23 protein-coding genes are annotated in these 21,764 nt (G+C 71.4%); 13 read left to right on the forward strand and 10 right to left on the reverse strand.

Going from position 1 to position 21,764, the window contains the following annotated elements:
• Positions 1 to 17 precede the first annotated feature (17 nt).
• Both BMZ18_RS15560 and mca read right to left on the reverse strand, forming a co-directional pair.
• Positions 18 to 263, reverse strand: a complete 246-nt coding sequence (locus BMZ18_RS15560; RefSeq protein WP_244516563.1) for a hypothetical protein — start codon at positions 261 to 263, stop codon at positions 18 to 20.
• Complete coding sequence (gene mca, locus BMZ18_RS15565) at positions 260 to 1,132, reverse strand: mycothiol conjugate amidase Mca (protein WP_244516564.1); 873 nt, start codon at positions 1,130 to 1,132, stop codon at positions 260 to 262. Before mca ends, BMZ18_RS15560 begins: the two co-directional genes overlap by 4 nt.
• A 116-nt stretch (positions 1,133 to 1,248) precedes the next feature.
• On the opposite strand from mca, the gene BMZ18_RS15570 reads away from it, so the two are divergent.
• The 3 genes from BMZ18_RS15570 to BMZ18_RS15580 all read left to right on the forward strand — a co-directional run bounded on the left by BMZ18_RS15570 (position 1,249) and on the right by BMZ18_RS15580 (position 3,289).
• The gene (locus BMZ18_RS15570; RefSeq protein ID WP_068363181.1) at positions 1,249 to 1,689 is read left to right on the forward strand and encodes a DUF4307 domain-containing protein; all 441 of its coding nucleotides are present in this window, start codon (positions 1,249 to 1,251) and stop codon (positions 1,687 to 1,689) included.
• A 280-nt stretch (positions 1,690 to 1,969) separates the two neighbouring features.
• Entirely contained in the window at positions 1,970 to 2,464 is a 495-nt protein-coding gene (gene greA, locus BMZ18_RS15575; RefSeq protein WP_068106064.1) for a transcription elongation factor GreA, read from the forward strand.
• A gap of 207 nt (positions 2,465 to 2,671) precedes the next feature.
• On the forward strand, positions 2,672 to 3,289 hold the full coding sequence (locus BMZ18_RS15580; RefSeq protein ID WP_068363178.1) for an FAD:protein FMN transferase: 618 nt from the start codon (positions 2,672 to 2,674) through the stop codon (positions 3,287 to 3,289).
• Positions 3,290 to 3,322: 33 nt separating this feature from the next.
• On the opposite strand, the gene ilvA is transcribed toward BMZ18_RS15580, so the two are convergent.
• Genes ilvA through BMZ18_RS15595 form a run of 3 tightly spaced genes read right to left on the reverse strand, consistent with a single transcriptional unit; the run spans position 3,323 to position 7,201 of the window.
• A complete protein-coding gene (ilvA, locus tag BMZ18_RS15585; RefSeq protein WP_068363175.1) occupies positions 3,323 to 4,540 on the reverse strand; it encodes a threonine ammonia-lyase in 1,218 nt (405 codons plus the stop codon).
• A 53-nt stretch (positions 4,541 to 4,593) separates the two neighbouring features.
• Positions 4,594 to 5,778, reverse strand: a complete 1,185-nt coding sequence (locus tag BMZ18_RS15590; protein ID WP_068363172.1) for a cystathionine gamma-synthase — start codon at positions 5,776 to 5,778, stop codon at positions 4,594 to 4,596.
• A gap of 37 nt (positions 5,779 to 5,815) precedes the next feature.
• Complete coding sequence (locus BMZ18_RS15595; protein WP_068102435.1) at positions 5,816 to 7,201, reverse strand: cystathionine beta-synthase; 1,386 nt, start codon at positions 7,199 to 7,201, stop codon at positions 5,816 to 5,818.
• A gap of 44 nt (positions 7,202 to 7,245) precedes the next feature.
• Between BMZ18_RS15595 and BMZ18_RS15600 the strand changes: the two genes are divergently transcribed.
• Positions 7,246 to 8,232, forward strand: a complete 987-nt coding sequence (locus BMZ18_RS15600) for an SGNH/GDSL hydrolase family protein (RefSeq protein WP_068363169.1) — start codon at positions 7,246 to 7,248, stop codon at positions 8,230 to 8,232.
• 60 nt (positions 8,233 to 8,292) lie between these two features.
• Positions 8,293 to 9,510 (forward strand): acetyl-CoA C-acetyltransferase, encoded by a 1,218-nt coding sequence (locus tag BMZ18_RS15605; protein WP_068102439.1) that lies wholly within the window; start codon positions 8,293 to 8,295, stop codon positions 9,508 to 9,510.
• A gap of 202 nt (positions 9,511 to 9,712) precedes the next feature.
• On the opposite strand, the gene BMZ18_RS15610 is transcribed toward BMZ18_RS15605, so the two are convergent.
• Positions 9,713 to 10,555, reverse strand: coding sequence for a Bax inhibitor-1/YccA family protein (locus tag BMZ18_RS15610; RefSeq protein ID WP_068102441.1), 843 nt, complete (start codon positions 10,553 to 10,555; stop codon positions 9,713 to 9,715).
• 220 nt (positions 10,556 to 10,775) lie between these two features.
• On the opposite strand from BMZ18_RS15610, the gene BMZ18_RS15615 reads away from it, so the two are divergent.
• Complete coding sequence (locus BMZ18_RS15615; RefSeq protein WP_068363166.1) at positions 10,776 to 11,249, forward strand: hypothetical protein; 474 nt, start codon at positions 10,776 to 10,778, stop codon at positions 11,247 to 11,249.
• 56 nt (positions 11,250 to 11,305) lie between these two features.
• Here the strand turns inward: BMZ18_RS15615 and BMZ18_RS15620 are convergent, their stop codons facing one another.
• A complete protein-coding gene (locus BMZ18_RS15620; protein ID WP_068363163.1) occupies positions 11,306 to 12,430 on the reverse strand; it encodes a class I SAM-dependent methyltransferase in 1,125 nt (374 codons plus the stop codon).
• Positions 12,431 to 12,495: 65 nt separating this feature from the next.
• Between BMZ18_RS15620 and BMZ18_RS15625 the strand changes: the two genes are divergently transcribed.
• The 7 genes from BMZ18_RS15625 to BMZ18_RS15655 all read left to right on the forward strand — a co-directional run bounded on the left by BMZ18_RS15625 (position 12,496) and on the right by BMZ18_RS15655 (position 18,708).
• Positions 12,496 to 13,482: an NAD-dependent epimerase/dehydratase family protein gene (locus BMZ18_RS15625; RefSeq protein WP_068363160.1), complete on the forward strand. Its 987-nt coding sequence runs from the start codon at positions 12,496 to 12,498 to the stop codon at positions 13,480 to 13,482.
• 69 nt (positions 13,483 to 13,551) lie between these two features.
• The gene (locus BMZ18_RS15630) at positions 13,552 to 14,133 is read left to right on the forward strand and encodes a biotin transporter BioY (protein WP_068102448.1); all 582 of its coding nucleotides are present in this window, start codon (positions 13,552 to 13,554) and stop codon (positions 14,131 to 14,133) included.
• Positions 14,130 to 15,251, forward strand: a complete 1,122-nt coding sequence (locus BMZ18_RS15635) for a thiolase family protein (RefSeq protein ID WP_068363157.1) — start codon at positions 14,130 to 14,132, stop codon at positions 15,249 to 15,251. The genes BMZ18_RS15630 and BMZ18_RS15635 overlap by 4 nt, the downstream gene beginning before the upstream one ends.
• Positions 15,252 to 15,280: 29 nt before the next feature.
• Positions 15,281 to 15,961: an energy-coupling factor ABC transporter ATP-binding protein gene (locus BMZ18_RS15640; RefSeq protein WP_068363215.1), complete on the forward strand. Its 681-nt coding sequence runs from the start codon at positions 15,281 to 15,283 to the stop codon at positions 15,959 to 15,961.
• The gene (locus BMZ18_RS15645) at positions 15,958 to 16,653 is read left to right on the forward strand and encodes an energy-coupling factor transporter transmembrane component T family protein (RefSeq protein WP_068363154.1); all 696 of its coding nucleotides are present in this window, start codon (positions 15,958 to 15,960) and stop codon (positions 16,651 to 16,653) included. Before BMZ18_RS15640 ends, BMZ18_RS15645 begins: the two co-directional genes overlap by 4 nt.
• Positions 16,619 to 18,037 carry an AMP-binding protein gene (locus tag BMZ18_RS15650; protein WP_169817721.1) on the forward strand — a complete coding sequence of 473 codons (1,419 nt, stop codon included), beginning with the start codon at positions 16,619 to 16,621 and terminating at the stop codon, positions 18,035 to 18,037. The genes BMZ18_RS15645 and BMZ18_RS15650 overlap by 35 nt, the downstream gene beginning before the upstream one ends.
• 26 nt (positions 18,038 to 18,063) lie before the next feature.
• Entirely contained in the window at positions 18,064 to 18,708 is a 645-nt protein-coding gene (locus BMZ18_RS15655; RefSeq protein ID WP_074922298.1) for a class I SAM-dependent methyltransferase, read from the forward strand.
• Here BMZ18_RS15655 and BMZ18_RS15660 read toward each other — a convergent pair.
• From BMZ18_RS15660 to BMZ18_RS15670, 3 genes are read right to left on the reverse strand one after another with little or no spacing between them, the layout of a single operon-like run.
• Positions 18,684 to 19,781, reverse strand: a complete 1,098-nt coding sequence (locus tag BMZ18_RS15660) for a prenyltransferase/squalene oxidase repeat-containing protein (RefSeq protein WP_068363151.1) — start codon at positions 19,779 to 19,781, stop codon at positions 18,684 to 18,686. The two genes, BMZ18_RS15655 and BMZ18_RS15660, sit on opposite strands and share 25 nt — an antisense overlap.
• On the reverse strand, positions 19,778 to 20,524 hold the full coding sequence (locus BMZ18_RS15665) for a class I SAM-dependent methyltransferase (protein WP_068363149.1): 747 nt from the start codon (positions 20,522 to 20,524) through the stop codon (positions 19,778 to 19,780). The genes BMZ18_RS15660 and BMZ18_RS15665 overlap by 4 nt, the downstream gene beginning before the upstream one ends.
• Positions 20,518 to 21,759, reverse strand: a complete 1,242-nt coding sequence (locus tag BMZ18_RS15670) for a glycosyltransferase family 4 protein (RefSeq protein WP_068363146.1) — start codon at positions 21,757 to 21,759, stop codon at positions 20,518 to 20,520. The genes BMZ18_RS15665 and BMZ18_RS15670 overlap by 7 nt, the downstream gene beginning before the upstream one ends.
• Positions 21,760 to 21,764: the final 5 nt, after the last annotated feature.

Genomic DNA, 21,764 nt, shown 5'->3' on the forward strand with positions numbered 1-21,764 from the left:
GGACACCTCGAACCCGGTCAGCCGCGCGGATCGGGGCCGATGCCGCCGCGGTCGGTGCCCTCGTCGGCCGCCTGGTCGGGGGTCGGATCGGACGGCTCGAACGACGACGGCAGCTTCTTCATGTGCCCGTTCATCGACCGCACGAGCAGCGCCGTGCCCACCAGGAGCAGGGCGATGATCACGAGGCCGACGGGCGACGCCTTGCCGAACTCCGGTCCCGTGGTGTTCTGGGCCAGGATCGCGAACCCCAGAGCGGTGGTCACGACGCGCCCTCGATCCCGGCGAAGAGGTCGTTCTCGGGCAGGGAGGTCCGCACTCGCGTCCGCGCGAGCTCGTACTCCTCCGTCGGCCAGAGCTTGCGCTGCAGTTCGGTGGGGACGGCGAAGAACCGGCCGTTGGGGTCGATCTGCGTCCGATGTGCGCGCAGCGCGTCGTCCCGGGCGTCGAAGAAGTCCGCGCATTCGACCTGGGTGGTGACCCGGCCCATGATCTCGTCGCGGTCCTTCGACCACTGCTCGAGCCACTCGGCGAACGGGCTCTCCTCCCCGCGGGCGAGCAGTTCGTCGTGGAAGAGCTGCATGCGCTGACGGATGAACCCGTGCGAGTAGTAGAGCTTCGAGACCTCCCACGCCGGGCCGGCGTCCGGGAACTGCTCGGGATCGGCGGCGGCCTCGTACGCCGCGACCGAGACCTCGTGGCACCGGATGTGATCGGGGTGCGGGTACCCACCCTTCTCGTCGTAGGTGGTCATCACGTGCGGGCGGAACTCGCGAACGACCCTCACCAGAGCTTCCGTCGACACCTCGAGCGGGACCAGGGCGAAGCAGTCCTCGGGAAGCGGCGGCAGCGGGTCACCCTCGGGCAACCCGGAATCGACGAAGCCGAGCCAGGTCTGCTGCACCCCGAGAACGGCGGCGGCCTCGGCCATCTCCTCGCGGCGCACCTCCGGGAGTCGCTCGCGGACACCCGGGATGTCCATCGCGGGGTTGAGAATGTCGCCGCGCTCACCGCCGGTGAGCGTCACCACCAGCACCTCGTGTCCCTCGGCCGCGTACCGCGCCATCGTGGCCGCACCCTTGCTGGACTCGTCGTCCGGATGCGCGTGCACTGCCATCAATCGCAGTCCGCTCACGTCAGCTCTCTTTCGCACGATGGTTCGTCCGTGCCCCGACCGGCGCACACTCCGATTGTCCCACTTCCCCACCTCCGGATTCGTCCGGGGCGCGGGGGCCGGTAGGTTCGTCGTCGATGAGCACCACGCCCCCGACCGGTCGAGCCCTTCCCGAGGGTCGGTACCCCGAGGACCGCGGCCGCACACCGTCGCGGGTGCTCGCGGTGACGCTGACCCTGCTGGTCGTCGCCCTCGGCGTCGGGATCGCCTACCTCGGCTACACGAAATTCACGACGCCCGACGTCGACGGCACCCTGGTGTCCTTCGAGATCGTGTCCGACGATCGGGTGGACGTGCGCCTGTCGGTCACCCGCGACGACCCGTCGGAGCCCGCCGTCTGCATCGTGCGATCCCGTTCGCGCGACGGCTCCGAGACCGGGCGGCGCGAGGTTCTGATCCCGGCGTCGCCGAACGGCACCGAGGACATCCGCACGGAGGTGATCACGTCGGCCCCGCCCGGGCTCGCCGACCTGTACGGATGCAGCCTGACGGTGCCGGAGTACCTCACCCGCGGGTGACGACGACGCGACGGTCCGGTGTCCGACGACGGAACTCCCGGGTCCGATTCGTGGTAGGTTCGTTTCGTACACGGCTCACGGGTTGAGCCGTGTATTGCTGCATAGACGGGTCCCACCGCCACCGTCCTCGACAGACCGGGGACGGCCGACCGGACCGGACGGGCCCGTCACCACGAGCCCGCGCGACGCGCGGGCTCGCTTTTCACGTGTGGGCGGTCCTCGGCCGCCGACGCCGTCCCGGCGCCGGCCGACACCGTCTGACAACGAAGGAGTGATCGAGATGAGCGAGACCCAGGTGACCTGGCTGACCCAGGAGTCGCACGACAGGCTCAAGGGCGAACTCGACCAGCTCATCGCCAACCGGCCGGTCATCGCCGCCGAGATCAACGAGCGTCGCGAGGAAGGCGACCTCAAGGAGAACGGTGGCTACCACGCCGCGCGCGAGGAGCAGGGTCAGCAGGAGGCGCGCATCCGCCAGCTGCAGGAGCTGCTCAACAACGCGAAGGTCGGCGAGGCGCCCACGCGGTCCGGCGTGGCCCTTCCCGGTTCCGTGGTGAAGGTCTTCTACGACGGCGACGAGTCGGACACCGAGACCTTCCTCATCGCCACGCGCGAGGAGGGCGCCCGTGACGGCAAGCTCGAGGTCTACTCCCCCAACTCCCCCCTCGGCGGCGCCTTGATCGACGCCACCGTCGGTGACACCCGCGAGTACACGCTGCCCAACGGCAAGACCATGAAGGTCACGCTCGTCAGCGCCGAGCCCTACCACTCCTGAGCCCCACCCGATCGAGCGCCTCACCGGCCCCGTGTCCGTCGGACACGGGGCCGGTTCGCGTTCCCGGGGTTTTCCCGGGCATCGGGTCCATCCTGGCCGCACACCGCCGAACGACGACGGTCCGGTTGTGACGAGTCACGAGTCGCCCGGGCGGTGTAACGCTCGGTGACCGCCGAAGCGATGCGATCTGTGGAGGTGCGACAACACATGACTCTCGCCACGAAGGCATTCGCCGGGTTCGACATCGACGGCCACCACGTCCGCGTGGTCGTCACCGACCCCACGCGCGTCACCGACGCCGCCGCGTTCGCGCGGGCCGAGCTCGACGCCGCCTGCGAGGTCTTCAGCACCGAGCGTTCCACGTCGGAGTTGCAGCGGCTCAACCGCTCCTTCGGCCGCACCGTCCGCGTCGGCGCTGCGCTCGCCGACCACCTGCGCATCGCCCTCGAGGCCGCCGAGTCCACCGACGGCGCCGTCGATCCGGTCCGTGACGCCTCGTTCCGCGAGGTCGAATTCGACGGCACCGCAGTGCGTCTCCCCGGATTCGCCACCCTCGACCTCACCGCCACCGCACCCGCGGTGGCCGTGGCGCGGGTCGCCGAGACCGTCGCCCGCCGGTTCGGGTGCGGCGTCCTGGTCTCGATGGCCGATCACGTCGCCGCCGCCGGGCCCGAGCCTGTCCAGGGTTGGCAGATCACCGTCGCGGACGGCACCGACCGCCGCGCCGTCACCCTCGCGTCGGGCAGCGTCGCCCTCACCCGCGAGGCCGCCGAGGTGGCGCGCCGGGTGGCGGAGCAGGCGGCGGCCGCGGTCTTCGCCGCCTGACCCGGCTCGGCCCGCCCTACTCCTGGACGGCCGTCACTCCTGAACCGCGACCTCGAATCCGGCCGTGGCGAAGGCCGCGAGCACGGCTTCCCGGTGATCCGGTCCTCTCGTCTCCAGGGTCATCACGACCTCCACCTCGTCCAAAGCGAGACGCCCCGCGGTGCGGGCGTGGACGACGTCGACCACGCTGGCCGCGGCGTCACGAGCCACACCGAGCACGCCGAGCAGTCCGCCGGGCCGGTCCGGAATCACGATGCGCACCGTGAGGTAGCGACCGGCGGCGCGCAGCCCGTGCGCCACCACATGGGTGAGCAGCAGCGGGTCGATGTTGCCGCCCGAGAGCACCGCCACCACGGGCCCGTCACCCGGAATTTCCGACGGATGATCCATCAGGGCCGCGACCGCGGCGGCGCCCGCGGCCTCGACGATGAGTTTCGCGCGCTCCATGCACAGCAGCAGCGCCCGGGACAGGGCGTCCTCGCTGACGGTGAGCATGCGGTCACCGAGCGCGGAGACGTGCGCGAACGGAACGTCGCCCGGTCGGCCGACGGCGATGCCGTCGGCCATCGTGGACATCCGTTCGGCGGGCGTGGGCGTCCCGGCCGCGAGCGAGCTCGGCCAGGCGGCGGCCTGCGCGGCCTGCACACCCACCACCGGCACCGTACGCTCGTCGAGCGCGACGGCGGCCGCGATGCCGGCGACCAGTCCGCCGCCCCCGGTGGGGACGACGATGGCTCCCACCGACGGCATCTGATCCAGGATCTCCCGACCCACGGTCGCCTGGCCGGCGACGACGTCGAGGTGATCGAACGGGTGGATCAGCACCGCCCCGGTCTCCTCGGCGAACTCCAGTGCCGCCACCAGCGCGTCGTCCACCGTGGAGCCGACCTGATGGATCTGCGCTCCGTAGGAGCGGGTGGCCACCAGTTTGGGCAGCGGCGCCCCCTCCGGCATGAACACCGTCGACGCGGCCCCGAGTTCGGCGGCCGCCCAGGCCACCCCCTGCGCGTGGTTGCCGGCGCTGGCGGCGACCACCCCGCGGGCTCGCTCGGCGTCGGTCAGGCCGGCGATGCGGTTGTACGCGCCGCGCGGCTTGAACGATCCCGTGCGTTGGAGGTTCTCGCACTTGAGCCAGACCTCACGGCCCGTGCGATCGGACAGGACACGGGAGGCCACCAGGGGTGTGCGGCGCATGACGGGGGCCAGCCGCGCGGTGGCGCGGTCGAGCCCCTCTCGGGTCAACAGTTCCATGACCCGAACTCTAGAGCCGTCAGACCTGCAGAGCCGTGAGACCTGCAGAGCCGTCAGCCCAGCGCGTTCTCCAGGTCGGCCACCAGATCCGCCGCGTCCTCGATGCCGACGGAGAGCCGCACAAGATCGTCCGGCACCTCGAGCAGCGATCCGGCCGTCGAGGCGTGGGTCATCGCGCCGGGATGCTCGATGAGCGACTCGACACCGCCGAGTGATTCGGCCAGCGTGAACACCTCGGTGCGCTTGCACAGGTCCAGGGCCGCCTCGCGGCCGCCCTTCAACCGCACCGAGACCATGCCGCCGAAGCGGCGCATCTGGCGCGCGGCGACGTCGTGCGACGGGTGCTCCGGCGAGCCCGGGTAGATCACCGACGCGACGGCGGGGTGTCCCGAGAACAGCTCGACGACACGCTCGGCGTTGTCGCTGTGCTTCTCCATGCGCAGGGCGAGCGTCTTGATGCCGCGCAGCGTCAGGAAGGCGTCGAACGGTCCGGGCACGCCGCCCGCACCGTTCTGCAGGAAGGCGAACCCGGCGTCGAGCTCCTCGTCGTCGGTGACGAGTGCGCCGCCGACGACGTCCGAGTGGCCACCGATGTACTTGGTGGTCGAATGCAGGACGATGTCCGCGCCGAGGGTCAGCGGCTGCTGCAGGTACGGCGAGGCGAAGGTGTTGTCCACCAACAGTTTCGCACCGGCACCGTGCGCCACCTCGGACAGCGCGGCGATGTCGCCGACGTTGAGGAGCGGGTTGGTCGGCGTCTCGACCCACACCAGCTTGGTGTTCGGTCGGATGGCCTCGCGCACGGCGTCGACGTCCGAGACCGGCGCCACCGAGTACTCGATGTTCCAGTGCGTGAACACCTTGTCGATGAGGCGGAAGGTGCCGCCGTACGCGTCGTTCGGGATCACCAGGTGATCGCCCGGCCGCAGGACGGTCCGCAGGGCGCAGTCCGTCGCGGCCATGCCCGACGAGAACGCGCGTCCGTATCGCCCCTCCTCCAGCGCGGCGAGGTTCGCCTCGAGCGGTCGCCGGGTGGGATTACCGGTGCGCGCGTACTCGAACCCGCTGCGCATTCCGCCGACGCCGTCCTGGGCGAACGTGCTCGAGGCGTAGATGGGGACGTTGACCGCGCCCGTCAGGGGATCCGGCTCGTATCCGGCGTGCACGGCACGGGTGGCGAATCCCTGCCCCGCGTTCGTCGACGCGGTCCGATCGGTGGACGCGCTGCTGTCGGTCATCTCGTCTCTCCCTCGTCGTGTGTCGCTCGTGGCGTGTCTAGCTGCCCGCGCTGACGAACCCGAGCAGATCGTGTCGGGTGATGACCCCGACGGGCTTGCCGTCCTCGACGACCATGACGGCGTCGGTGTCCCCGAGCTGTTTGGTGGCCGCGGTGACGGACTCGCCCGCACCGATCAACGGGAACGGGGCGCTCATGTGTTCCGACACCGCGTCGGAGAGGGCCGCGCGACCCTCGAACACGGCCGAGAGCAGATCCCGCTCGCTGACGCTGCCGGCGACCTCACCGGCCATGACCGGCGGCTCCGCCCCGACGACGGGCATCTGCGAGACGCCGTACTCGCGCAGGATCTCGATGGCGTCGCGCAGCGTTTCCGACGGGTGGGTATGCACGAGGTCCGGCAGCGCGCCGGACTTGCCGCGCAGCACGTCGCCGACGGTCGGCTCGACCTTCTCGCCCTCGAGGGGCGTGCGCAGGAAGCCGTAGGAGCTCATCCACTTGTCGTTGAAGATCTTGCCGAGGTAGCCGCGGCCACCGTCGGGCAGCAGCACCACGACCAGGGCGTCGGGCCCCTCCCGCTCCGCGACCTGCAGAGCCGCCACCATCGCCATGCCGCAGGATCCGCCGACGAGCAGACCTTCCTCACGGGCGAGGCGGCGCGTCATCTCGAACGAGTCGGCGTCGGAGACGGCGATGATCTCGTCGGGAATCGACGGGTCGTACGCCGACGGCCAGAAGTCCTCACCGACGCCCTCGACCAGGTAGGGCCGACCCGTGCCGCCCGAGTACACCGAGCCCTCGGGGTCGGCGCCGATGATCTTGACCTTCCCGCCGGACATCTCCTTGAGGTAGCGACCGGTGCCGGTGATGGTGCCGCCGGTGCCGACGCCCGCCACGAAGTGCGTGATCTTGCCGTCCGTGTCGGCCCAGATCTCGGGTCCGGTGGTCTCGTAGTGACTCTGCGGCCCGCCGGGGTTGGCGTACTGGTTGGGCTTCCAGGCGCCCTCGATCTCGCGCACCAGGCGATCCGAGACGCTGTAGTAGCTGTTCGGATCCTCCGGCGCGACGGCGGTCGGGCACACGACCACCTGGGCGCCGTAGGCGCGCAGGACGTTGCGCTTGTCCTCGCCGACCTTGTCCGGGCACACGAAGACGCACTTGTAGCCGCGTTGCTGCGCGACCAGAGCGAGTCCGACGCCGGTGTTGCCCGACGTCGGCTCGACGATGGTGCCGCCGGGCTTCAGCTCGCCGGCCGCCTCGGCGGCGTCGATCATCTTCACCGCGATGCGGTCCTTCGAGCTGCCACCCGGGTTGAGATACTCGATCTTGGCCGCCAGCAGGGCCGATCCCGGGGCCACGACGGTGTTCAGCTTCACCAGCGGGGTGTTGCCGATGAGGTCGACGACGCTGTTCGCAATGCGCATGTGGCCATCATCCCAGACTCCGGCGCGCACCTAGAATCGGACACGTGACTGGGCAGGCGGGGCGTTCGAGGCGGAGCGGAACCGGCGGGTGGCGCGGGGCGGCGCGTGCCGGGGCGGCCACAGTGGTCGCCGGTTCCGGCGCGACGACCCTCTCGTGGGCGGCCTACCGCCATCTACTGGCCCAGGCCGCCGCCGCGCGCACCGTCATCGGCCGCACCACCGCGAAGCCGCCGGAGGCCGACGGCGTGTACGGGCCGGGCGACGAGCGACCGGAACGGTGGCGCCCCGGCGTGGCCGCGGATCTGCATCTGATGATCTTCGGGGACTCCACCGCGGCGGGCATGGGCTGCACCGCACCGCAGGAGGTCCCGGGCGTGCTGGTCGCGCGCGGTCTGGCGGACGAGACCGGGAAGCGAATCCGCTTGTCGACGAAAGCCATTCCCGGCGCGACGTCGAAAGGTCTCGAGGGGCAGGTCGACGCGATGCTGGTGGCGGGCCGGCCGCCGGACGCCGCGGTGATCTTCATCGGCGCGAACGACGTCACCAAGAAGCACGCCGTCGCGGCGTCGGCGGCGCGATTGGGGACGGCGGTGCGCCGCCTGCGCGCCGAGGGCACCGTCGTCGTGGTGGGGACCTGCCCGGATCTCGGGGTGGTGACGGCGATCCCGCAGCCGCTGCGCAGCGTCGTCCGCACCTGGGGCCACCGGCTCGCACGGGCCCAGACGTCGGCGACCCTTGCCGCGGGCGGACATCCCGTCGCCCTCGCGGACCTGCTGGCGCCGGAATTCCTGGCCGCCCCGGATCGCCTGTTCTCCGCGGACCGGTTCCACCCGTCGGCGGCCGGATACGAACTGGCCGCGCGTCAGATCCTGCCCGTCCTCGCCGCCGCCTTGGGAGAGTGGTCGGGTGGTCCCCTGCCGACGCTGCCGGCCAGGTCGGAGGTCGCGGAACAGCGCCGGATGGTGTCCCGTCTGACCGCCGCGGCCAACAGACGTGTCCTGCGGTGGGGGCCACGGGTTAGTCTCGACTAACAGAACCGTGTTCCACTATCGCGTTACACCACCGAGTTGTTCGAAGACGAAGGGAATCCCATGCCAGAGGCCGTGATCGTGTCCGTCGCCCGCTCCCCCATCGGACGCGCGATGAAGGGGTCGCTCAAGGACATCCGTCCCGACGACCTCGCCGCGCAGATGGTCGCCGCGGCGCTGGCGCAGGTGCCCGCCCTCGACCCCACCGAGATCGACGACCTGATCATGGGTGTGGGCCTCCCCGGCGGCGAGCAGGGCTTCAACCTGGGCCGCAACGTCGCGATCCAGCTGGGATACGACTTCCTGCCGGGCACCACCATCACGCGGTACTGCTCGTCGTCGCTCCAGACCACCCGCATGGCCCTGCACGCCATCAAGGCGGGCGAGGGCGACGTGTTCGTCTCCGCCGGCGTCGAGACGGTGTCGCGTTTCGTCAAGGGCACCTCGGACTCCCTCCCCGACACCCACAACCCCATCTACGCCGATGCGCAGGCCCGCACCGAGAAGCTGGCGCAGGGTGGACAGACCTGGTCCGACCCCCGCGAGGACGGCCTGCTGCCCGACGCCTACATCGCCATGGGCCAGACGGCGGAGAACGTCGCCCAGATCACGGGCATCACCCGCGAGGAGCAGGACCACTGGGGCGTGCGGAGCCAGAACCGCGCCGAGGAGGCCATCGCTCGGGGTCACTTCGAGAACGAGATCACCCCCGTCACCCTGCCCGACGGCACCGTCGTGTCGACCGACGACGGCCCCCGTGCGGGCACCACGTACGAGAAGATCTCGGGCCTGAAGCCGGTCTTCCGTCCCGACGGCACCATCACCGCCGGCAACGCGTGCCCGCTGAACGACGGCGCCGCCGCGCTCGTGATCATGTCGGACACCAAGGCGAAAGAGTTGGGCCTGACCCCGCTGGCGCGCATCGTGTCCACCGGCGTCTCCGGCCTGTCACCCGAGATCATGGGTCTCGGACCGATCGAGGCGTCGAAGAAGGCACTGGCGTTGGCCGGCAAGACGATCGACGACATCGATCTGGTCGAGATCAACGAGGCGTTCGCGGTGCAGGTCATCGGGTCGGCCCGAGAGTTGAAGATCGACGAGGACAAGCTCAACGTGTCCGGCGGTGCCATCGCGCTGGGTCACCCGTTCGGTATGACGGGCGCGCGGATCACCGCGACGCTGCTGAACAACCTCCGCGCGCACGACAAGCAGTTCGGCCTCGAGACCATGTGCGTCGGCGGCGGCCAGGGCATGGCGATGGTGCTCGAGCGCCTCAGCTGACGCGCCGGTCCCACCACCCGGTTCCCGACCAGGGTTGAAGGCCTCCGGGACCGGGAATGGTGAGGCTCAGGTGCCCCGCTAGCACCCGGCGCCGGTGCGCGAGTCGAGCCCACGGCTCGGGCATCGCCGTCGCCCGGCGTGCGACTCCCCGAGACGACACCAGCCCCCGACCACGAGGTCGGGGGCTGGTGTGCGTGTGGAGCTAGTCGTTCTGGAAGTAGCTCAGCAGGCGCAGGATCTCGATGTAGAGCCAGACCAGGGTGATGGTGAGGCCGAGGGCCACGCCCCATGCCGCCTTGGCCGGAGCCTGGGCGCGGATGAGCTGGTCCGCCTGATCGAAGTCCAGCAGGAAGCTGAACGCGGCGATACCGATGCAGACGAGGCTGAAGATGATCGCGAGAGTGCCGCCGTCGCGCAGGCCGAGGCCGCCGGGGGTGAAGAACGACGCGATCAGGTTGCCGAGCATGAGCACGACGACGCCGATGAGAGCGCCGACGACCATACGGGTCAGGCGCGGCGTCACGCGGATGGCACCGGTCTTGTAGACGACCAGCATGCCGAAGAACACACCGAACGTGCCGAGCACCGCCTGCGCGATGAGTGCGCTGCCTCCGACGCCGCCGAACTGGATCGAGGTGAACATCAGCGACAGCGCACCGAGGAAGAAGCCCTCGAAGGCCGCGTAGGCGAGCACGATCGCCGGGTTGTCCATCTTGCGACCGAAGGTGGCCACGAGGACCAGGACGAACCCGATCAGGCCGCCGCCGATGACGAACATCGGGGCCAGACTCGGATTGTTGCTCGCCATGACGTAGGAGATGATCGCCGTCACGGTGAGGACGCCGAGCGTGACACCGGTCTTGGTGACCACGTCGTCGATCGTCATGGCCCGCTGCGAATCCGCGGTGGTGTACGGCTGCGGGGCCGGCTGACCGAACTGCTGGGTGGCCGCTCCGGCACCGGCGGCGGCCGAACCGAAGGAGGCGTACCCGCCCCCCGTCTGCTTGGGCAGATTGCGGAACACCGGGTTGCTGGAAGTGCGCACCGTGTCTCATCCCTTTCGTGTGTGGATCGACTCCGCTCGCCGTCGGCGGCGGTGTCGGTCGCCTGTCGAACCGTTCAACGCCCGGCCCCGCCGGAGAGTTCCCGGCGGCCGGACATCGATCGGACAAAACGGACTGTACTAGGGCGTGGCCCGCCGAGGCGTGTCGAAGCCCGAGTGGGGCGTGGGTTTCGCCCCTCGGCCGACCGGAAACAGAACGGGAATGAGTATCGAAGACGGCGGCATCGAAGACGGCCCGGGCGACACCCTCGATCCGAGCGAGAGCCTGGATTCCGACGAAGTGCGCGGAACCGACGACGTCGACGACGTGGTGACCCCGCCGGACTCCTGGGCCGAGGCGGACAAGTTCGGCACCACGGAACGCGAGGCGCGCGAGGGCGAGTCCCTGGACCAGAAGCTCGCCGAGGAGGTCCCCGACGTCCAACCCGAGGACGCACCCGACGTCCCCGTCGCGGCAACGCCCGACGACGACCTGACGGAAGAGCTCGTCGACCGCGTCGTCGACAGTCCCGACGAGAACGACTACATCGCCGGGGCCGACGGCGGCGACGGGACCGACGCGGCGGACCCGGAGAAGGACGCCGAGATCGTCGACGGCGTCGTGGTGGAGAACTCGGCGTCGCACCGAGGACAGATCGACGGCACCCCCGAGGACGCGGGGTCCTTCTTCGAGTGACCCGTCACACCCGCACGCTGCGCGTGACCGTTACACCCGCACGCTGCGCGTGACCGTCACACCCGCACGCTCCGCGTGACGACGAATTTCGGGGTTCGGTCCACGATCTCCGTCGGACCGACGGTGCGCGCCAACAACCCTCGGTAGTGCAGGTGACCGTTGTAAACGGTCCACATCTCCCCACCCGGCCGCAGGACCCGCGCGGCGGCGCGGACGAGTTTCTCCGCGCCGCCGGTGTGGACGGCCGTGTGCTCGTGGAACGGCGGGTTGCACAGCACCACGTCGACACCGGCGTCGGGTTCGTCGGCCAGGGCGTCCTCGCGTCGCACGGTGAGGGTCACCCCCGCCAGGTCGGCGGTCGCTCGCGCGGACGCCACGGCGGCGGCGGACCGGTCGCTCGCAATCACCTCCGCGTTCGGCCGAGCGCGGGCGGCCGCGATCGCGAGCAGCCCGGTGCCGCAGCCGAGGTCGACCACCCGGCGGGCGTCCGGCGCGATGCGATCGACGTGTCGCAGGAGCACGCGGGTGCCGAGGTCGAGGGTGCCGCCGGCGAAGACGGCGCCGTGGGCGACGACGGTCAGCCCGAGTTCGGGCACCGTCGTGCGGGCGGGGTACGTCGGCGGGTCCGTGCGCACCGGTCCGCGCGCGATCAGTCCGCGTGACTTCTGGGCGGCCCGGGTGGCGATCACCTCGCCGAAGCTGCGCGCGAGCACGTCGTTCATCGACCGCGACATGTGCTTGAGCCGGCCGGCGGAGTACACCGTCACCGCCGGGTCGGCGCAGCGCGCCACGGTTTCCGCGATCTCGGTCAGCTCGGCGAGGCTGCGCGGCAACTGCAGCAGGACCACGCGTGCACCCCGCACCAGCGCCTCGTCGAGTCCGTGACTGCGGTACGCCGACGCCAGGCCCAGCCGGGCGGCATTGCGCGCCGTCGCCTGCTCGCCGGTGATCGGATCCTGATGCACCCGCATTCCGGTGAGTCCGTGTGCGGCCGCGGCGCCGAGGGTCAGGGCCCCGTACCGATCGCCGATCACCGCCACGCGGTCGCCGTCCACCTCGGCGAGCGCCGCGTCGGCCTCGGTGAGGATCAGGCGATCGGACGCATCGACGGCGGTCAGATTGTCGGCCTCGACGTCGGGTGCCCGACGCAGGGACGCGAGGACCTCCGCGACGTCTGTCATGACTGCGATCCTCGCACTCGGGATGGCCGGGCTTGAACCGGCTCGTGAGGGGGCATGTCTCGGTCATGGGAATCACCGTGGCCGTCACCGGACCGACCGGCGAGATCGGGATCTCGACCGTCGACGCACTCGAGCGCGACCCGGGTGTCGAGCGGATCCTGGGCATGGCCCGTCGACCGTTCGACCCGGCTGCGCACGGGTGGACCAAGACGGAGTACCGCCAGGGCGACATCCTCGACCGTGCGGCGGTCGAGGACTTCGTGGCCGACGCGGACGTCGTCGTGCATCTCGCGTTCCTCATCATGGGCTCGCGTACCGAGAGCGCCCGCATCAACCTCGAGGGCACTCGGAACGTCTTCGAGGCGACGGTGGCGGCGCCGCGCCCGACGCGCCTGGTCTACACCTCGTCGGTGGCCGCGTACGGCTACCACCCGGACAACCGCACCCCGCTCACCGAGGACACTCCCACGCGCGGATCCGCGGAGCACTACTACTCCGAGCAGAAGGCCGAACTCGAACGAGTGCTCACCGAGGTGACGGGCGGGTCCGACCTCGAGGTCTTCGTGCTCCGACCGTGCATCGTCGCGGGCCCGAAGGCACCGGCACTCGCGGACTCGATGCCGTGGCGGCAGCTCGCATCCGCGCTGCCGGGCCCGCTCGGAACGCTGGTCGGCAAGGTCCCGGGGCCCGTCTTCCCCGATCCGGGCCACCCGCTGCAACTGGTGCATCACGACGACGTCGCGGCGGCGATCGCCGTCACCGTCACCACCGATGCCGCGCCGGGTGCGTTCAACATCGCCGGCGACGGGACGGTGACGTTGTCGACGGTCGCCTCGGCTCTCGGCGCGATCCCGGTCCGGGTCCCGGCCGTGCTGGGCACCGCGGCCTCGGCGACGCTGCGACGACTGCCGTTCGTTCCGTCGTTGGTCGAGTGGATTCACGTCGCCCGGACGTCCGTGGTCATGGACACCTCGAAGGCCAAGCGCGAGCTGGGGTGGCATCCGCGGTACTCCTCCAAGGCCACGTTGGACGAACTCGTCGCATCGCTCTGATCGGGTCCTGCTAGGTTGAGCCGACTTGAACACCGTTCAAGTCGTCCGTCGACCACCACAGGAGCCCCGGTGTCCTCGTCCCGCTCGACCGCCCGTGACCTCGCGCAGATCGCCGTGTTCGCCGCCCTCATCGCCGCCCTGGGACTCCCGGGCGCCATCACCGTCGGCATCAGCGGCGTCCCGATCACGCTGCAGACGCTCGGCGTCATCCTCGCCGGCGCGGTGCTCGGGGCACGCAAGGGTGCCGGCGCCGTCCTCGTGCTGCTCGCCCTCGTCGCCCTCGGCCTGCCCCTGCTCTCCGGAGGCCGCGGCGGACTGGGCGTCTTCGCCGGGCCGACGGTCGGTTATCTCGTCGGCTGGGTCGTCGGTGCGTTCGTCATCGGTGCCGCGACCCGGCTGATCGTTCCCCGGTACCCGTTGTGGGCCGGGCTGGCCGTCAACGCCGTCGGTGGCATCGTCGTCATCTACGTCTTCGGTGTTCTCGGACTTCTCCTGCGCACCGATCTCGGCGTCGGCGCGGCCATCGCCTCCACCGGCGCCTACATCCCCGGCGACCTGATCAAGGTCGTCGTCGCCACCGTGGTCGCCAAGGGTGTGCACCGCGCCTACCCGGGTCTGATCGCGCCGCGACGCACGACGACCGCGGTGTGAGCGACCCCGTCCTTCTCGCCGCGCGTCGCACCCCCGTCGGCATCGCGGGTCACGCGTTCCGCGACGTCACCGCGGCCGATCTGGCCGCGGCGGTGATCGACGACGTGGTCGGCCGGGTGGCGCACCTCGGCCCGATCGACGACGTCGTGCTCGGCAACTGCCTCGGGCCCGGCGGCGACGTCGCCCGCGTCGCCGCTCTGCAGGCCGGCCTCGGCCATCGCGTCCCGGGAGTCACGGTGGACCGGCAGTGCGGATCGGGACTGGACGCCGTCGGACAGGCGGCGTCACGGGTCCGGGCCGGCGATGCGGACCTCGTTCTCGCCGGCGGCGTCGAGTCGGCGAGCACCGCCCCGTGGCGCTTCCGACCGCCGGTCGGCGACGAACCTCCGACGCGGTACACCCGCGCGCCGTTCACCCCGGCCGGAACGCCCGACCCCGACATGGGTCCCGCGGCCGACGATCTGGCCCGTGTCCTGGGCATCACCCGCGCGCAGCAGGACGCGTACGCGGCCCGCTCGCACAGTCTGGCCGCGGCCGCGAATTTCTCCGCCGAGATCGTGCCGGTGCGCGGCGAGACGCGGGACCGCCGCATCCGTGCGGGACTGACCGCGGAGCGGCTGGCCCGCCTGCCCGCCGCGTTCGGCGAGGGCGGGACGGCGACGGCGGGCAACTCCTGCGGGATCTCGGACGGCGCCGCGGTGCTGGCCGTGACGACGCGCGATCGGGCCGAGGGCCCGTGCCTGGCCGTGCGCTCGTGGGCCGTCGCCGGTGCGGACCCGGCGCTTCCCGGCCTGGCGCCGGTGCCGGCGATCGACGCGGCGTTGCGACGGGCCGGCTGCACGGTCGACGACGTCGGCACGATCGAGATCACCGAGGCCTTCGCCTCGGTCGCCCTTGCCGTGATCGATCGGGCGGGCCTCGATCCGGACCGCGTGTGTCAGGGCGGCGGCGCGATCGCGCTGGGTCATCCGTGGGGCGCGTCGGGGGCGATGCTGCTCGTACGGTTGGCTGCTCGTATGACGCGTGGCGACGGACTCCCCTCGGCGCTCGGGCTGGCGGCCTGCGCGATCGGCGGCGGCCAGGGCATCGCCATGGTCGTCGAGAGGATCGACGCGTGACGGGGACACGGCATGACGCGGGACACGGCATGAGCGAGATCCGGTTCGAGAACGTCCGGCACGGCTACGGCGACCGGTCCGTGCTGCGCGAGGTGTCGCTGACGCTCACCGAGCGACGCATCGGCATCGTCGGCTCCAACGGATCCGGCAAGTCGACGCTCGCCCGCATGATCAACGGCCTGGTGACACCGACGTCGGGACGCGTGGTGGTCGACGGGCTCGACGTGGCGAAGAAGGGGGCCGCGGTACGACGACGGGTGGGCTTCGTCTTCACCGACCCCGACAACCAGATCGTCATGCCGACCGTCGCGGAGGATCTCGCGTTCTCGTTGCGCCGTAGCGGCGCGTCGAAGGCCGAGGTTGCCGAGCGTGTCGCCGAGACGCTCGAGCGTTTCGGCCTGGCCGGACACGCCGATCACCCCGCCCACCTGCTCTCCGGCGGGCAGAAGCAGATGCTGGCCATCGGCGCCGTGGTGATCCGGCGCCCGGAGATCCTGGTGGCGGACGAGCCCACCACCCTGCTCGACCTGCGCAACACGCGACTGGTGGGCCGCGTGCTGGCCGATCTCGACCTGCAACTCGTCGTGGTGACCCATCACCTGGATCTACTCGCCGGCTTCGATCGCGTCGTCGTCGTGCACGACGGGGGCATCGCGTTCGACGGACCCCCGGCGGAGGCGATACCGGCGTACCGGGGCCTGCTCGAATGATCGGCCTGTACCGGCCGGGCACGTCTCTCCTGCACCGCCTGCCCGCTGGGGCCAAACTGCTGTTGCTCATGGCCGCGGTGATCGTGATCCTGATCCTCGTCCGCCGACCCGTCGACGTCGCCGTCGCGCTTGCGGGGGTGACCGCCGCGTACGCCGTGGCGGGGTTCGGTCCGCGCGTCCTCCTCGCGCAGCTGCGGCCGTTGCTGTGGATGATCCTGATCATCGCGGCGTTCCAGGTGTGGCTGACCACGCCCGCCCGCGCGACCGTCGTGTGCGGCGTCCTCCTGGTGACCGTCGGGGCCGCCGGGCTGGTGACGCTCACCACGAGGGTCACCGCGATGCTCGACACCGTCGGCCGAGCGCTCGGGCCGCTGCGCCGACTCGGCGTCGACCCCGATCGGGTCGGGCTGCTGCTCGCGCTGACCATCCGCCTGGTGCCGGTGCTCACCGACATCGTCCGGGAGGTGTCGGAGGCGCGGAAGGCGCGCGGTCTGCAGTGGTCGATCGCGGCGCTGGCCACGCCCGTCGTGGTGCGAGCGTTGCGGACGGCCGATGCCCTGGGCGACAGCCTCGTCGCGAGAGGCGTGGACGACGGCGTGGACGACGGAGTCGATAACGACCGTGACGACGGAGTGGACGACGGCGTCGAGAACGACCATGACGACGGGGACGGGGACAACGGTGATCGGTGAGCCGATCGACGCCCGCATCGGGCGGTGGGCGCGGAACCGGCCCGACGCGGTGGCCGTGGTGGATGCGGCGGGGTCGACGACGTACCGCGAGCTGTGGGAGGCGTCGGGCCGCCTCGCGGCGCGCTGGGTCGGCCACCGGCGTACCGCGGTGTTGCCGTCGTCGGACGTCGGGTCGGTGGCGGCGGTGGTGGGTGCGATCCGGGCCGGGTCGTCGGTCCTGCTGCTGCACCGGCACCTGACCGCGGATCGCCTGGCCTCGGTGTTGTCCGTCGGTGGGCCGCGGGAGGTGGTGGCCGCGCGGCGCCTGCACGCGCGTCTGCGACGGCTCGGGTACGCCGGTCCGCTGGTGACGCCGTCGGATGCGGCGCGGGGCCGGGGCGCCGCGCTCCCCTCGGTCGAGGAGAGCGCGGAGCTGCTGGCGGGGCTGACGTCGGGAACGTCGGGTCGGCCGAAGGTGTTCGTGCGCTCACGGTCGTCCTGGTCGCGGACGCTCGACCGCAGCGACGAGGAATTCACGATCGACGCCGCCTCGCGCGTCGCGACGCCCGGCGTGCTCGACCACACGCACTTCCTGTACGGGGTGGTGCACGCGCTGGGCCGCGGGGCGGCGGTGGACCTGCGCCCACTGTCCCCCGGCGGGGGCGCCGATCCGACCCACCTCTACACGGTGCCCACCCTGGCCGTCGACGTCGTCGCCGGACTCGGCGGCCCTCTGCGGTCGGTCCGAGAAGTGTTGTCGTCCGGGGCGTTCTGGCCGGAACCGGCGCGCGCCTCGCTCGCCGCACGACTACCCGGTGCGCGCATCGTGCACTTCTACGGGGCCTCCGAGCTGTCCTTGGTGTCGGTCGCGGCCTCGGACGAGGCGGTCCCGGTCGGGTCGTCGGGTCGGGTCGTCTCGGGCGTCGACGTGCGGGTCGCCGACGGCGTGGTGCACGTGCGCAGCGACATGGTGTTCGACGGCTATCTCACCGACGACTCGTCGCTTCCCGCGGGCGGTCCCGTCGACGGGTGGTTCGACGTCGGCGACCGCGGACGCGTCGAGGACGGCTGGCTGTTCCTGTCCGGTCGCGTGTCCGACACCATTTCGCGCGGGGCACTGAAGGTCGAGCCCGCGGACGTCGAACGGGCGCTGCTCTCGCACCCCGGGGTCGTCGAGGCGGCCTGCGTGGGTGCGCCGCACCCCCGGATGGGGGCGGTTCCGGTGGCAGCGGTCGTCGCGGACGGACCGGTCGACCGCGCCGCCCTGTGGCGACACCTCCGAGAGTCGTTGGACGTGCCGTCGCGACCGACCCGAGTGGTCGTGACCGACGCGCTCCCCCGGACACCGCGCGGGAAGCTGGACCGGCCCGCGGTGCTGGCGCTGATCGATAGGCTGAGCGAGTGACCCCGACCGCGGCGCCCGACGCCGAGATGCCGTCCGACCTCCTCCGCCACGCCCGCGCGGCGCGCGGCTTCATGCCCGACGACGAGGGCCTCGCCCTGCACGCCGCCGCGCGCGAATTCCTCGGCGCCGGTGTGGGTGTCGAGATCGGGACGTACTGCGGCAAGTCGACGATCTATCTGGGCGCGGCGGCCCGCGCGACGGCCGGACGCATCGTCACCGTGGACCACCATCGCGGGTCGGAGGAGCATCAGGAGGGGTGGGAGTACCACGACCGGTCCCTGGTCGATCCGGCCGTGGGCAAGCTCGACACGCTCGGTGCCTTCCGCCGCACGGTCGCCGACGCCGATCTCGAAGACGTGGTGGTGGCCGTCGTCGGCCGGTCGGCCGACGTCGCGTCGTTCTGGCGCACGCCACTGACGTTCCTGTTCGTCGACGGCGGCCACACCGAGGCCGCCGCGTCGGCGGACTACGAGGGCTGGGCGCGGTGGGTGCAGCCGGGCGGAGCCCTCGTCATCCACGACGTCTTCCCCGACCCCGCCGACGGCGGACGCCCGCCGTTCCTGATCTACGAACGCGCCCGCGCCAGTGGGCAGTTCACCGACGTGCGCGCCGTCGGGTCGCTGCGGGTACTGGTGCGCACCGAGGGTCAGCCGGGCACGCCCGCGGGGTAGGACTCCCCGGCGCACCCGCACCGACGGTGCGCCCCGGACAACCCAGTGGGGAGGTCGTCGCCGCGGAAGATGCCCGACGCCGGGGTGGCGCGGGCGAGCGCGTCCGCGGCCAGGATGACCGCGCCGGCCGTCCACGTGGTCCGTTCGACCGGCCATCGCTTGCCGTCGGCGTAGACGAGGCCGGTCCAGTACGCCCCGTCGTCGTCGCGCAGATGCTGCATGGCGCCGAACAATTCGAGCGCGGCGGCGTCGTCACCGAGCGCATCGAGGGTCAGGACCAACTCACACGTCTCGGCTCCGGTGACCCACGGCCGGTCGTCGACGCATCGGATGCCGAGGCCCTCCACCACGAAGTCGGACCACCGAGCGCCGATGCGGCGCCGGGCCTCCGGTCCGCGCACCGCGCCACCCAGGATCGGGTAGTACCAGTCCATCGCGTACGTCGTCTTCGGCACGAAGGCGTCGGGATGGTGCCGCAGGACGTGACCGAGCCGCCCGACGGCGACCTCCCAATCCGGTTGCGGGTCACCGATGTACGCGGCGAGCGCCAGAGCGCAGCGCAGACTGTGGTGGATGCTGGCGTTGCCGGTGAGCAGGGCGTCGACGTTCGGTCCGTTGGGCCCGGCCGCCCAGCCGATCTCCCCCCGGTCGGTCTGGAGCGACAGCACGAAGTCGACGGCCCGCTGCACGGTGGGCCACAGCGCGAGCGCGAACGCGTCGTCGCCCGTCACCAGGAAGTGATGCCACACTCCGACCGCGACGTACGCGCAGAAGTTGGTGTCCGAGCCCGCGTCCTCCACGACGCCGGCGCGGGTCTGCAGCGGCCAGGACCCGTCCTCGCGCTGCGTGCGCCGACACCACTCGTAGGCGGCGTCGGCTTCCTCGGTGAAACCGGCCGCCGACAGCGCCATCGCCGCCTCCACGTGGTCCCACGGGTCCTCGTGGCCCGCGGGCGACCAGGGGATGACACCCGACCGGAGCTGGACTGCGGCAATGGATTCGGCGGTGTCACGACACTGCTCGGCCGTGAGCACCCCGGGGACGGCGGGAACGTCGGGGGTCGGCCGGCTCACGACGCCGCCTCGTCTCCGTCGGCCTGCGGGGCCGGCGGCTTGCGGAGGTAGATCACCACCGACTTGCCGATCACCGGGTCGAGCAGGCGCTCCGCCCAGCGCGTCGCCGCGGGCGCTTTCATCATGTCCCACACCAACATCGAGTGGTAGGAGCGCACGAGTCGGTTGTCGTTCTCGTTCACACCCACCGCGCACTTGAGCCACCAGTAGGGAGCGTGCAGTGCGTGGGCGTGGTGCGTGTGCGTGACCTCCAAGCCGGCGTCGCTCAGAGCCTTGCGCAGGTCGCTCGCCCGGTAGATGCGGACGTGGCCGCCCTCGTTCGCGTGGTACTCGTCGGACAGCGCCCAGCAGATGCGTTCGGGCAGCCACCGAGGCACGCTGACCGCCACGGTGCCGCCCGGCCGGACGACGCGGGCGATCTCGGCGATGGCGGCGCGATCGTTCGGAATGTGTTCGAGCATTTCGGAGACGACGACGCCGTCGAAGTGACCGTCCGGGAACGGCAGGGCGAGCGCGTCTCCCACCACCGTCTCGGCGGAGGCCGATGCGGGCACCTGCCCTTCGGCCTCCATCGCGCCGAACATGACCTTCACCTCGTCGAGCTCCGCCGCGTTCTGGTCGAACGCCACGACGTGCGCGCCGCGCCGGTAGAGCTCGTACGAGTGCCGACCGAGGCCGCACCCGATGTCGATCACCCGGTCACCGACACCGAAGCCGAGTCGGTCGAAGTCCATCGTCAACATGTGCGGCGTCGCTCCCTCTCGTGCTGCGCGGCGATCGCCGCGCGATAGACCTCCACCGTGGCGGCGGCGACCGCCGGCCACGAGAACGTCGATTCCGCCCTCGCGCGGCCGCGGTGCCCCATGGCGACGCGACGGTCGTGGTCGTCCAGCGCGGCGCCCAGCGCCGCCGCGAGCGCCTCGCTGTCCCCCGGTTCGACGAGGTCGGCGCACTCCCCGTCCGGTCCGACCACTTCGGGAATCGCCCCCGTGCGACTCACCACCAGGGGCGTACCGCAGGACATGGCTTCGACGGTCGGCAGCGAGAAACCCTCGTACAGGGACGGAACGCACGCCACCTCGGCCCCCGCCAGGACGGTCGCGAGTTCCTCGTCGGTCAGGCCGGCGTGGACGGTCACCGCGTCGCCCAACCCCAGCCGCTCGATGGTGCGACGCGTCGGGCCCGCCGGGTCGATGGTCGACACCAATTCGACGGTGACGTCACGTTCGGTGCGCAGCTTCGCCACGGCCTCGAGCAGGTGCCGGACGCCCTTCAGGGCGACGTCGGCGCTGGCGACGGCGACGATCCGTCCCGGTACCCGCTCCCCGCGGGGCCGGAACACGGTGGTGTCGACCCCCAGCGGAATCACCGACACCACGTTCTCTCGCACCCCGAACGCGTCGACGATGTCGTCGGCCGAGCTTCGCGACACCGTGATCACGTGTCCGACCCGACGCGCGACTCGCCGCTGCATCGCGAGGAATCCGTACCAGCGCCGCAGCGTGATTCGACGCCGCCAGGACGCGGCGGCAAGGTCCAGGTCTCGATCGCGGGTGATCGGGTGATGAATCGTCGCCACCCAGGGTCGCCGGAGTCGCAGCAGTCCGTAGCTCAGCGACTGGTTGTCGTGCACGACATCGAAATCCGCTGCACGGTTCCCGAGGAGACGGGCCGCCCGCAGGCCGAACGTGAGGGGCTCGGGGAAGCCCGCGGTCCACATGGTCAGGACCTCGAGCACGTCGATCCAGTCCCGGATCTCGGAGGGCCGCGGCGTGCGGAACGGGTCCGGTTCACGATACAGGTCCAGGCTGGGCACGCGGGTCAGCGTGATGCGGGGGTCGAGCACGGGGTAGGGCTGCCCCGAGAACACCTCGACGGTGTGGCCGGCATCGACGAGCGCCTTGCCGAGCCGAGCGACGTACACGCCCTGACCACCCACGTGGGGCTTGCTCCGGTACGACAGCAGAGCGATGCGCACGAGCC

Origin of the sequence: Rhodococcoides kroppenstedtii, assembly GCF_900111805.1 — a bacterium.
Classification (GTDB): Bacteria; Actinomycetota; Actinomycetes; order Mycobacteriales; family Mycobacteriaceae; genus Rhodococcoides; species Rhodococcoides kroppenstedtii.